The organism is Corallococcus sp. 4LFB, assembly GCF_046520365.1.
GTDB classification, from domain to species: Bacteria; Myxococcota; Myxococcia; order Myxococcales; family Myxococcaceae; genus Corallococcus; species Corallococcus caeni.
Genome location: NZ_JBKGHJ010000283.1, coordinates 1 through 11,150, shown reverse-complemented (window position 1 = coordinate 11,150; position 11,150 = coordinate 1). Strand labels below are relative to the sequence as shown.

General features: G+C 72.8%; 9 protein-coding genes and 1 pseudogene. 4 read left to right on the top strand and 6 right to left on the bottom strand.

Annotated features, from left to right (window positions below):
* A pseudogene (locus ACLEQD_RS26530) lies at nucleotides 1–1,553 on the top strand (cyclic nucleotide-binding domain-containing protein); the annotation flags it as partial.
* A gap of 1 nt (nucleotide 1,554) precedes the next feature.
* On the opposite strand, the gene ACLEQD_RS26525 reads toward ACLEQD_RS26530, so the two are convergent.
* Nucleotides 1,555–3,126, bottom strand: coding sequence for a hypothetical protein (locus ACLEQD_RS26525; RefSeq protein WP_410387750.1), 1,572 nt, complete (start codon nucleotides 3,124–3,126; stop codon nucleotides 1,555–1,557).
* A gap of 51 nt (nucleotides 3,127–3,177) precedes the next feature.
* On the opposite strand from ACLEQD_RS26525, the gene ACLEQD_RS26520 reads away from it, so the two are divergent.
* From ACLEQD_RS26520 to ACLEQD_RS26510, 3 genes are all read left to right on the top strand, one after another.
* Nucleotides 3,178–4,749, top strand: a complete 1,572-nt coding sequence (locus ACLEQD_RS26520) for a bifunctional metallophosphatase/5'-nucleotidase (protein WP_410387749.1) — start codon at nucleotides 3,178–3,180, stop codon at nucleotides 4,747–4,749.
* 101 nt (nucleotides 4,750–4,850) lie between these two features.
* The gene (locus ACLEQD_RS26515) at nucleotides 4,851–5,864 is read left to right on the top strand and encodes a stage II sporulation protein M (protein ID WP_410387748.1); all 1,014 of its coding nucleotides are present in this window, start codon (nucleotides 4,851–4,853) and stop codon (nucleotides 5,862–5,864) included.
* Complete coding sequence (locus ACLEQD_RS26510; RefSeq protein ID WP_410387747.1) at nucleotides 5,861–6,304, top strand: inorganic diphosphatase; 444 nt, start codon at nucleotides 5,861–5,863, stop codon at nucleotides 6,302–6,304. The genes ACLEQD_RS26515 and ACLEQD_RS26510 overlap by 4 nt, the downstream gene beginning before the upstream one ends.
* Before the next feature lie 4 nt (nucleotides 6,305–6,308).
* Here the strand turns inward: ACLEQD_RS26510 and ACLEQD_RS26505 are convergent, their stop codons facing one another.
* The 5 genes from ACLEQD_RS26505 to ACLEQD_RS26485 all read right to left on the bottom strand — a co-directional run.
* Nucleotides 6,309–6,833: a GNAT family N-acetyltransferase gene (locus ACLEQD_RS26505; protein ID WP_410387746.1), complete on the bottom strand. Its 525-nt coding sequence runs from the start codon at nucleotides 6,831–6,833 to the stop codon at nucleotides 6,309–6,311.
* 8 nt (nucleotides 6,834–6,841) lie between these two features.
* Complete coding sequence (locus ACLEQD_RS26500) at nucleotides 6,842–8,149, bottom strand: DUF58 domain-containing protein (protein WP_410387745.1); 1,308 nt, start codon at nucleotides 8,147–8,149, stop codon at nucleotides 6,842–6,844.
* Nucleotides 8,146–9,147, bottom strand: coding sequence for an AAA family ATPase (locus ACLEQD_RS26495; RefSeq protein WP_410387744.1), 1,002 nt, complete (start codon nucleotides 9,145–9,147; stop codon nucleotides 8,146–8,148). The genes ACLEQD_RS26500 and ACLEQD_RS26495 overlap by 4 nt, the downstream gene beginning before the upstream one ends.
* Nucleotides 9,144–10,421, bottom strand: a complete 1,278-nt coding sequence (locus tag ACLEQD_RS26490) for a DUF4350 domain-containing protein (RefSeq protein WP_410387743.1) — start codon at nucleotides 10,419–10,421, stop codon at nucleotides 9,144–9,146. Before ACLEQD_RS26490 ends, ACLEQD_RS26495 begins: the two co-directional genes overlap by 4 nt.
* A partial coding sequence (locus ACLEQD_RS26485; RefSeq protein WP_410387742.1) for a DUF4129 domain-containing protein occupies nucleotides 10,414–11,150 on the bottom strand: 737 nt, incomplete at its 5' end. The genes ACLEQD_RS26485 and ACLEQD_RS26490, both read right to left, overlap by 8 nt.

The window sequence follows — 11,150 nt, the reverse complement described above, 5'->3', positions numbered from 1 at the left end:
GCCCTGCTCACCAGCCCGACGTGGCTGCGCTGCGCGGCCATTGGCGCGCGTGATGCGCACGCAGGCAACTCCGCGGCGCTGGAGTCCCTGCGCGAGCTGCTGGCGAAGGGGGACCACGCGCCGGTGGCCGAGCGGCGCGAGGTGGCGCGGCTGCTGGGCCGGCTGAAGGACCCCCGGTTCGCGGGGCCGCTGTCGCTCTACCTGGAGGACATGGACATCTCCGTGCGGCGCGTGGCGCTGGTGGCGGTGGGGGAGGGCGGCTACGTGGAGCTGGCGCCGCGCCTGCTGCCGTTCCTCACCTGGCGCGAGGAGCGTCCCGCCGCGCGTGAGTCGCTGGTGCAGCTGGGCGATTCCGTGACGCCGCTCTTGGAGCTCCAGCTCAACAACAAGGCCGCGCCGCTGGCCATGCGGATGCAGCTGCCCCGCGTGCTGCGGGGCATCGGTACCTCCGCGGCGCTCAACGCGCTCCTGTTCTCCAACGTGCGCGACGACGCGGCCCTGCACTTCCGCATCGGCGCGCAGCTGTCGCGCCTGCGCGAGGAGCAGCCGGACCACCCGGTGGACGTGGACCGCATCCACGAGGCGCTGGGCCGCCGCCGCGACACGTACCGCCAGCTGGTGGGGGCCTTCCGCGACGTGCAGGCGGCGCTGGGGCCCAGTCGCTGCTCACCCGCGCGGTGGGCGACCGGTTGGATCAGGCGCTGGAGCTTTCGTTCTTCCTGCTGGGCCTGCTGCACCCGCCGCAGGCCATGCGCCGCATCCACCAGCACCTGGTGGGCAAGGACTCGCGGCGGCGGGCCTACGCGCTGGAGCTGCTGGAGAACCTGGTGGCGCAGGAGGAGCGCGAGCTGGTGATGGAGCAGGTGGAGGCCCACCACCGCGAGCTTCCGCCGGGGGCGCCGGGCCGGCTGTGGCGGCGGCTGGCGAACCTCGTGCAGAGTGAGGACCTGGTGCTGCGCGCGTGCGCCCGCCACGTGGCGCGGGTGAATGGCCTGGACGTGCTCCCGCAGGAGGGTGACATGAGCGACACCATCGTCCAACGGATGTTCGCCCTGGAGGGCGTGAGCGTCTTCTCGCAGAGCGACGTGGACGACATCGCCGCCATCGCGGAGGTGGCGCGCGAGGCTTCCTTCAAGGCGGGCGAGCGGCTCTACAGCCAGGGCGACCCGGGCGACGCGCTCTACGTCATCGTCGAGGGCGCGGTGGACGCGTTCCGCAACGGCGAGCACGTGCTGCGCTTCCAGGCGAAGGAGGCCATTGGCGAGGTGAGCCTGCTGGACGGCGCGCCCCGCCCCACGGACATGGTGGCCGCGGTGGAGTCGCGCGTGCTCGTCATCGACCGGCGCGACTTCCTGGACCTGCTGGCGGACCGGCCGGAGCTGCTCACGGGCTTCTTCCGCTCCGTGAGCCAGCAGCTCCAGAGCGTCATCGACCTGCCCGCGCGCCGCGGGGAGGGCCAGCGGCTGGAGCTGGGCGCTCCCCAGCAGCCCACCGCGCCGCTGGAGGGCATTGGCGGCTTGCCTCCCGAAGGCAACGCGCCCTCCGACGTCTGAGTCAGTCTCCCGCGCCGTGCGGAGGCGGCGGCTCGCCGCTCTGGCGCGCGGGCGGCTGCACCGGGTCCAGGCCGACGAGGTGCGACGACGCCACCGGGATGAACGGCCGCGTGAAGCAGCGCAACGGCGGGATGCTGCCCACGAAGCGCGTGAACGCGAGCCCCGCGAAGACCCACGGCTGACGCTCCACGGTGGCGATGGGCGCGGCGACGCCTTCCGCCCGGTGCGCCAGCCGCGACACGTACCCGCGCAGGAGCCCCCCCTGCAGGACCGGCAGCGCGCTCCAGATGCGCACGAACCAGGGCGGCCGCGTGACGGGGGCCATCCAGGCGCGGTCGCTCTTGGCGGCGGTGAAGACGAGCAGCCACCAGAAGCCCCAGAGGCTGCTGACCAGGGTGAACGAGTTCGGGACCCAGTACAGGGGGACGCAGAGCAGCAGGAGCGCGGGGACGCCCATCAAGAACAGCAGGAAGGCCCTCCAGCGGCGCTGGAGCTTGGCGCGCATCCAGGGGACGTTCAGGCGCACGCGCGGGGTGATGTCAGGGTCCTCGGGCGGCACGCCGGTGGCGAGGCTGGCCTCGCGGGAGATGGCCGTGTGGTAGTCGCGGGACAGGGCGACGATGAGCCACTGCACCGCGCTCAACGAACCGAAGAAGAGCGCCCAGAACTCCCAGCTGCCCAGGAAGAAGACGCCGTCGCGCACCACGGGCGCGTCGATGTTGAACCCCTTCTTCTGCGGCTCCTTCCGGACGCCCGGCCCCTTCGCGTTCGCCTCCGGGACGTCGCGGAGCGCCTTCTCGACCTCCGCGCGGCGGGTGGCGGTGAGCTGGTCGCCCAGGGAGCCTTCCTCTTCCTCTTCCTCTTCCTCTTCCGTGTCTGTTTCCGGGGGAGAGGCGGCCTCGTCGCCCGCGGTGTCGGGCTCCGGCGGACGCACGGCTTGCGCCTCCTGGCGGGCGTCCGCCCCGGCCTTGCGCGCGGCCTCCGTGGCTTCCTCCGCGGCCTCCTCGGCTTGCTCCGCGGCGTCTTCCGGCGGGAGGCTTCCCTCCTTCCCTGCGTTGACCGCCTCATGGAAGAGCGCGGCCAGCGCCTTCTGCACGTCGGCGGCGTCACCCTTCGCCGCGCCCTGACCCTGCCGGGCCTTGAGCGCCGCTTCCAGCTCCCTTGCCCGCTGCTCGATGCGGGCCTGGGCCTCCTTGCGCGCGGCCTCGGAGATGGGCGCCGCCTGCTCCTCCCGCTCCTCCTGCTTCTCCCCGTCGAACTGGTTGATGGCCCAGGCCGCGGCGATGGCCAGCAGGAACGCCGTCTGGAGCGCGGTCACCTTCACGTAGGTGGCGCGGACCGCGGGGCTCGCGAGCGTGACGCGGGCGATGTGGAAGGGCAGGGCCACGCCGTAGAAGAACTGGCGGATGCGGCCCTGGGGCAGCTGGCCCTTCGTGGACTGGAAGTGCTCGGCGCCGCCCCGGACCTCGCCCCACAGTTCCGAGGCGAAGTTCCGGCCCGGAGCGCCTCCCTGACCCCTGGGAGTCCCGCCGTCCTTATCCTTCTGTAAAGGCTTGAAATCCTTGCCTTTCATGCCCGTCATTGGGTCACGCTACCACGCCGGGGATGTGCTAAAGGCCCGACCGTGAACCCGAACCCTCTCTCGCTGCGTCCCTTCGGTCGTCCTTCCCGCCAGCTCACGCTGTCGTCCGGCGCGCTGGTCCTCGCCCTGGGAGCCCTCGCGGGTTGTGAGAAGACTCCCCCGCCGGCCCCGGCCACGCCTCCGCCCGAGGCGGCGGCCGCGAAGTCCACGGTTCCCTCGGAGGTGACGGTGCTCGTCACCGGCAGCGCCCGCGGCCAGCTCCTGCCCGTCGAGGGCAAGGGCGGCGCCGCGGAGCTGATGGGCCGCTGGGTGAACGATGAAAAGCACTGTGCCGGTCCGCTGAAGGACGGCCAGGCGACCTGTCCCGATGCCGGCACGCTCGCCCTGGCGACGGGCGACCTGTGGACGGGCCCGGCCATCTCCTCCTTCTTCCTGGGGGCTCCGACGGCCGAGGTGATGGGGCACATGGGCTATGCGGCCTCCGCGCTGGGCAACCACGAGCTGTCGTACGCCAAGGACTCCTTCCTGAAGAACCGCGCGGCCGGGGGCTTCCCCTTCCTGGCGGCGAACCTGAAGGTGACGGACGCGTCGCTGGCGAAGGACCTGTCCATGCCCGCGTTCCAGGTCTACGAACGCCGGGGCCTGAAGATTGCGGTGGTGGGCCTCACGTCGCAGAAGACGGTGCGCACGGCGATGTCCGGCCGCGCGGAGGGCCTGGAGGTCATCCCCAACGAGGAAGCGCTGAGCACCGCGGTGCCCGAGGCGCGCAAGGCGGGCGCGGACGTCGTCGTCGTCGTCGCGGACCAGTGCCCCACGGACCTGCAGCCGGTGCTGGCGAAGCACGCGGACTGGAAGGTGTCGCTGGTGGCCGGCGGCCGCTGCGGCACGGAGGCCCCTGGCGTGAAGACGGAGGGTGACACCACCTACGCGTCGCTGGGCCGCGGCTTCGAGTCGTACCTGCGCGCGCAGTTCAAGTTCGACCCGGCGAAGCCCGCGGGCCAGAAGGTGACCGGGGTGGACACGAAGGTCGTCCAGGTGTCCGGCGGCACGCCGGACGCGGAGACGGCCAAGCGCATCGCGGAGTGGCAGGCGAAGGTGGACCAGGCGCTCGGCCGGAAGATTGGCTTCACCAAGACGGGCATCCCGCAGGACTCGCCGCTGATGGCGAAGTGGGTGGCGGGCGCGGTGCGCTCGCAGCTGGACACCGACGGGGCCATCCTCAACAAGGGCGGCATCCGGGGCGGCCTGGCCAAGGGTGACGTGACGCTGGGCAGCGTGTACTCGGCGCTGCCGTTCGAGAACTCGCTGCTCACCGTGAAGCTCAAGGGCGAGGACCTGGCGAAGCAGCTGGCGAACCCGGACGCGCTCGTGGCCGGCTTCACCCCGGCGGGCAAGGGCAAGTTCAAGGACGCCAAGGGCAAGCCGCTGGATCCGCGGAAGGAGTACACGGTGGCCACCGTGGAGTACCTGTACTTCGGCGGTGACGGCTTCGACTTCGAGAAGCTGGACACGGACCCGGCGGAGACGGGCATGGCGTGGCAGACGCCCGTCGTCGAGTGGACCGAGGCCCAGGGCTCCACCGAGGCGAAGCCGCTCGAGAAGCTCATCAAGTAGTCCGCTGGAGTGCTGAAGCCCCGGGGCGCCGGAGTCCTCCCTCGAAACGAAGGAGGGCGGCCGGCGCCTCGTCGTTTCCCGTGCTCGGCTAGAGTGGCCCCATGGAGATGGCGGAGTTCATCGAGACGCGGCGGCCGCGCTGGCAGCAGCTGGAGTCGCTGCTGGACAAGTCCGAGGGCGAGGGGCTGCGCAAGCTGAGCCTGGACGAGGCCCGCTCGCTGGGGAAGCTGTACCGCGCCGTCTCCAGCGACCTCTTGTGGGTGCGCGCGCGCAGCGGCTCCGCGGACGTGAGCGCGTACCTCAACGACCTGGTGGGGCGCGCGTACGCGCTGACGTACCCGGGCAGCCGGCCCCGGTTCGCGGACGTGTGGGCCTTCGTCGCGCGCGGCTTCCCGGCGCTCCTGCACCACGAGTGGCGGATGTACGTGGCGTCGGTGCTGCTGTTCCTGGCGGGCGCGGGCTTCGGCTACGTGGGCATGGTGGTGGATCCGGACGCGGCGCACTACCTGGTGCCCGAGCAGCACCTGAGCATGGACCCCGTGAAGCGCGCCGCCGACGAGGCCGCGGGCAAGGGCATGTCCGTGGAGGAGCAGGTGCAGTTCACGACGTTCCTCTTCACGCACAACATCCAGGTGGCCTTCCTGGCGTTCGCGCTGGGCATCACGCTGGGGCTGGGCACGGCGGTGATGCTGTTCACCAACGGCCTGTTCCTGGGGGCGCTCGCGCAGGTGTACGCGGCGAAGGGGATGGCCGGGTGGTTCTGGGCGTGGATATTGCCGCACGGCATCCCGGAGATTTCCGCCATCTGCATCGCGGGCGCGGCGGGGCTCGTCATCGCGCGGGGCCTGGTGGCGCCGGGCGGGCTGTCGCGCGGGCAGGCGCTGCGCAAGGAGGCGGTGACGGCGGTGAAGCTGCTGTTCGGCACGCTGGTGCTGTTCGTGCTCGCGGGCTTCATCGAGGGCACCGTGTCGCAGATCCACCCGCCGAAGCTGTCGGTGGCCTTCAAGGTCACCTTCGCGCTGACGGTGGGGACGGGCGTCTACGCGTACCTGCTGTCGGACTGGATGCGCGGCCGGCGGGACAGGGCGCGGGCGACGGCGGAGCTGGCGGGATGAGCGGGCCGGACCTGGCCGTGCCTCCGTTGCCGCGCGAGCCGGAGGTGCTGATTGAGTGCCCGCGCTTCTCCCTGGTGAAGCGGCGCGCGGACGGCTCCGTGGACTTCGTGTCGCCGCTGCCGTGCCCGTACAACTACGGCTCCATTCCGGGGCTGCTGTCGGATGACGGGGATCCGCTGGACGCGGTGGTGCTGGGGCCTCGCCTGGCGCAGGGGCAGCGCGTGCGCGTGCCGGTGGTGGCCGTGCTGGGCTTCATCGACGCGGGGAAGGGCGACCCGAAGGTGGTGTGCGGGACGCACCCGATGACGCCCGCCGAGCGCGCGGGGCTGGAGCGCTTCTTCCGCGTCTATGCCCTGTTCAAGCGGGGCCTGCACCGCGTGCGCGGGGACGTGCCCGACACGCGCTTCGTGGGCTGGCTGCGCGAGGGGCCCGAGGCCTGACGCCTCAGCCGAGGGCCCGGGTCATCTTCAGGACCCGGTTGTGCTTCAGGCCCTGCTCGATAGGCCCCACCCACTGCTCCGGCTGGAAGCCGACGCGCGTCCAGAAGCGGCGTCCGGCCGTGTTGTCCTCCACCACCGCCACGCGCAGCAGCCGGCCGCCGTTCGCGCGCACGTGGGCTTCGTAGGCGCTCAGCACGGCCTCGCCCCGGCCCTGGCCCCGGGCCTCCGGCGCGAGGAGCAGCAGGCCGATGTACCACTCGCCCTGGGCCGGGTAGTCGCGCAGCGCTTCCAGCACCCCCGCGAGACCTCCTTGCGCGTCGCGAAGCGCGAACAGGTGGCCCTGGCCGGGGGCAAGCCCCGGAGGCCGTTCGCTGGGGATGTTCCGGGCCTGATCCGGGAGGGCGGGGCGGCCGTAGGCGAGCTGGTGGTAGTCCTCGCAGCGGTCGAGCAGCGGCTGGAGGAGGTGCGTCTGCGTGTCGTCGACGGGCTCCGCCGTGAAGTCCGCCGTCTGGAATGCCATTGGGGCCATGTCAGCTCCTACAGGACGCCGCGCGCCTTGATGTCGAGGTAGCGGTTCACCGCCGCGAGGCTCAGCTCATCCGGCGCGACGTCCAGCATCTGCACGCCGCCCCGGCTCACGCGCGCCTTGAGCACCTCGCGGTCCGTGAGCAGCTCCGACGCCACGGCGTGCTGGAAAGCCTCCTCCGGCCCGGACGGCGGCGTGCGCAGCAGCTTCTGGAGCGCCGTGTCCTTCACGGACAGGCACAGCGGGACGTGGCGGCGGGCCAGGCGGTGCAGCGGGGCCACCAGCGTGCCGGCCTGCTCCTCGTCGAGGAAGTCCGTGAAGACGCACAGCAGGCTGCGCCGGTTGAGGCGCACGTTCAGCTCCTTGAAGAGCGCCAGGTAGTCCACGTACGTGAGGCTGGGCGTCGTGGAGTAGAGCGTGTCCACCAGCTTGCGGTACTGGCCCCGGCCCGCGGCGGGCGGCAGGTAGGCCTTCACGCCGTCCGCGAAGAGGGCCAGGCCCACGCGGTCCCCGTTGCGGATGGCCACGAAGGCCAGGAACAGCGCCGCGTTCACCGCGTGATCCAGCTTGGTGAGGCCGTCCACCTGCGCCGCCATGGAGCGCCCCGCGTCCACGCAGATGAGCAGCGCCTGGGAGCGCTCCGACTCCAGCACGCGCGTCACCGGACGGCCCCGGCGCGCGGTGGCCTTCCAGTCCACGTCGCGCACGCTGTCGCCCTGGGCGTAGTCGCGCAGGCGCGCGAACTCGCTGCCCCGGCCGTCGCGCCGCAGCTGCCGCAGGCCCAGGTTCACCAGGTCCAGCGCCGCGCCGGAGAGCAGCAGCCTCCGGGCGCCTCGCAGGTCCGGGTACACGGACACCGAGCGCTCCGCCGGGAAGGCGCGCTCGTGCGACATGAGCCCCAGCGGGCCGCGCACGCGCACGTGCACGGCGCCGAAGCTGAACTTGCCGCGCTTCGCGGGCGTGGCCCGGTACACCCACTGCGTCTGGCTGTCCGGCGTGAGGCGCAGCGTGGCCTCCGAGGGCTCCGTGGCGAAGGACGGGGGCGCGTCGTCCTTCACGCGCACCTCCACCGTGCCGCCACCCCGGTGCACCAGCCGCAGCTCGACGCGGTTCGCCACGCCGACGTTGAGGCGCTCCGGCAGCGTGCGCTCCACCTCCAGGCGCACGCGGCGGGCCTGGAGGAAGTCGAACGCGGCCAGGGCCACGGCCAGCGCGTCCAGCGCCAGCACCGCGCCGCCCAGGCCCGGGAAGAAGCCCGCCAGCGCCATGGGCAGCGCGAGCAGGGCGAGCAGCCCCCACAGGCGCTCGGAGGGAATCACCGGGGGACCTCGACGCCCTGGACCACCTCGCGCAGCACTTCCGTGGGCGTGGCCCCGTCCAGCTCCGCGTCCGGCGACAGGAGCAGCCGGTGGCGCAGCACCGGGCCCACGAGGAAGCGCACGTCGTCCGGGGTGACGAAGTCGCGGCCCCGCAGCGCCGCCAGCGCCTTCGACGCGAGCAGCAGGTGCACGCCCGCGCGCGGCCCCGCGCCCAGGCGGATGTTGGGCGAGCTTCGCGTCGCCGCCACCAGCTTGCGGATGTAACCCAGTACCGGCGGCTCCACGTTCACCGCGCTGAGCGCCGCGCGCGCCTCCAAGAGCCCGTCCTTCGTCACCGCCGCGTTCACGCCCGCGCGCGCCAGGTCGCCCGAGTCGAAGCCCCGGTGCACGGACTCGAGGATGGCGTCCTCCTCCTCCGGCGCGGGGTAGCCCACGTCGATCTTCAGGAGGAAGCGGTCCAGCTGCGCCTCGGGGAGCGGGTACGTGCCCTCGGACTCCACCGGGTTCTGCGTGGCGAACACCGTGAACATGGGCGACAGCTGGAGGTTCTTGCCCTCCAGCGACACGGCGCGCTCCTGCATCGCCTCCAGCAGCGCGGACTGCGTCTTCGCCGGGGCGCGGTTGATTTCATCCGCGAGCAGCAGGTCCGTGAAGATGGGGCCTCGCGCGAGCACGAAGGCCTGCGACTTCAAGTCGAAGACGCTGGTGCCCAGGATGTCCGCGGGCATCAGGTCCGGCGTGAACTGGATGCGCTTGAAGTCCGCGCCCACGCTGCGCGACAGCGCCTTGGCCATCAGCGTCTTGGCCACGCCGGGCACGCCCTCCAGGAGGATGTGCCCGCCGGCCACGAGCCCGCAGAGCATCAGCTCCAGCGGTTCGTCCTGCCCGACCACGGCCTTGCGCACCTCCGCGAGGACGCCCTCGCGGATGGCGTTCGCGGACCGCACGGCGTTGCCGCTGTCCGGGAAGGGAGGAGGGGAGAAGGGCGGGGCGTTCATGGGGTTCCGGGGCGGGGCCGGCCGGTGCCGGCGGGGTGGATGCGCTCGCGCAGGTGCGCGGCGGAGGTGGCGAGGGCCTGGAGGTCGGCGTCCTTCTGGACGGCGGAGGCTTGGCGGTTCACGTCGAGCAGCCCTTCCGCCAGGTCCTGGCGTCCGCGCGACCGCAGCCCTTGCGCGACAGCGTCGGCGGTGGAGTGCGAGGGCAGGCCCGCGAGCGGCGCCAGCTGCTGCGTGAGGCCGCGCGAGATGAGGCCCGCGGCGAAGGCGTGGTGCTGGCCCTCGCGGTACAGGCGGCTCATGGCGAAGAGGGCGTCCGTTGCGCCCACGCGCATGGACTCGGGCGGAGGGAGTGGACGGCCGAAGCGCTTCAGCGCGCCCGCCCACAGCACGACGCCCAAGAGCAGCTGCGCGACGGCGAAGTGCAGGCCGTAGCGGCGCGCGAAGTCCACGATGGAGCGCTCGTTGGTGAAGCCGTGGTGGAACTCGTCGAAGGCGTAGGGGCCGGGGCCCAGGGCGCCCAGGGCGCTCAGCCAGAACTGCGCGTTGTCCGCGCGCGCGAGCGCCGGGTTCATCGCGAGCTCGGGGGCGCCCACCACCAGCACCCGGCCCTTGCCCGCGGGGACCACCGCCGCCACGGGGAAGCCCAGGCGTTCATCCTCCAGCACGGTGACCGCGCCCTCCGGGAGCCGGAGGTAGGCCTGGACCTTCGCCTCCACGCGCTCGACGCCCAGCGTGTACGGCGTGGGCAGCGGGGGCACCAGCGTGCGCATGGGCAGCGTCACGTCCGCCTTGTCCAGCTTCACGCCCAGCTCATCCAGGAGCGCGTTCTCCCGCGAACCCCAGGGCACGTACACGAGCGACGCCCCGGCGCGGACATGGGCCAGGACGCGTTCGACCTCGTCGTCGTCCAGCTGCTGCGCCCGCAGCGCGTTGAAGCCCTGGTGCGGCGCGTCCTCGCCGTCGGTCCCCGCGTCCGGGTCCGAGGCGAGCCGCGTCTGATCCGGATCCTCCTCGTGCGAGTCCTGGACCTCCACGGCGAGCAGCACCAGCGCCTGATGGCCGGAGAGCAGGCGCAGGTCCGCCATGTTGCGCGTCACCGGCAGGCCGCTCTCCTGCGCGAGCAGGTACAGGGCGCGCGCGCCGTCCGGCTCCGCGCGGAAGGTGGACAGCGGATCCGCGAAGCCGCCGCGCTGGGCGCCGCGCACCAGGAACGTCCCGAGCACGCCCGCGAGCAGCAGGCTCCCCAGCACGAGCAGCGGGAAACGGTCACGCACCGGCGGCCTCCTGCACGGACGGCGCGGCGAGCAGCGGGGCGGTGAGGGCGCGGAACTCGGTGTAGCCGTCCGGGCCCACGGGCACGTTGCCGTACCACGCGAAGTCGAAGCGGCGCGTCAGCTCGCGGAACGGGGCCTTCACCTCGGGGCGGCCCCGGAACGCGCGCAGGTAGTCCCAGTTGGAGAGGGTCTCGTCGTAGTGGATGGCGCCGTCGCGGTGCAGGCGCGACAGGAGCGCGAGGTAGAGGTTGCGCACCGCCTCGCGGTACTCGCCCTTCGCGGCCAGCGCGTCGGCCAGGTGCGCCCAGCCTTCCGGCGGACGGGACAGCGCGTGGTCCGGGTTGTCCGCGAGCGCCGCGGCGTCCACGGTGCGCACGTCCAGCGCCGGACCCGGGGCCGCACGCTTGCGCCGCAGGACGCTCACGAGCACCACCCCCAGCACCGCCAGCGTCAGCGCGACCAGGAGGACGACGAGGATGTCGGCCACCGCGCCGCCGCTCAGGGGCAGGGCCGTCTCACGCGACCTGGGCTGCGGGTCGCGGCGCTTGAAGAACTCCTTCAGCCACTCACCCAGCTTGTCGATGAAGCGGCGCCACCACCCTGCCTCCGGAGGGACCTCCTCCTCCTTGGGTTCGGACGGGGCCTTCTCCGGACGCGCCTGGAACTCCGGCCGCGCGAGGATGGCCCGCGCCCGGTCCGTCGCCGCCCGGGCGTCCGCGCGCGCCTGGG

Excerpts from the sequence above, each read along its gene's own strand:
- ACLEQD_RS26525 (WP_410387750.1), bottom strand. The coding sequence starts at position 3,126 with ATGAAAGGCAAGGATTTCAAGCCTTTACAGAAGGATAAGGACGGCGGG.
- ACLEQD_RS26515 (WP_410387748.1), top strand. The coding sequence starts at position 4,851 with ATGGAGATGGCGGAGTTCATCGAGACGCGGCGGCCGCGCTGGCAGCAG.
- ACLEQD_RS26510 (WP_410387747.1), top strand. The coding sequence starts at position 5,861 with ATGAGCGGGCCGGACCTGGCCGTGCCTCCGTTGCCGCGCGAGCCGGAG.
- ACLEQD_RS26505 (WP_410387746.1), bottom strand. The coding sequence starts at position 6,833 with ATGGCCCCAATGGCATTCCAGACGGCGGACTTCACGGCGGAGCCCGTC.
- ACLEQD_RS26495 (WP_410387744.1), bottom strand. The coding sequence starts at position 9,147 with ATGAACGCCCCGCCCTTCTCCCCTCCTCCCTTCCCGGACAGCGGCAAC.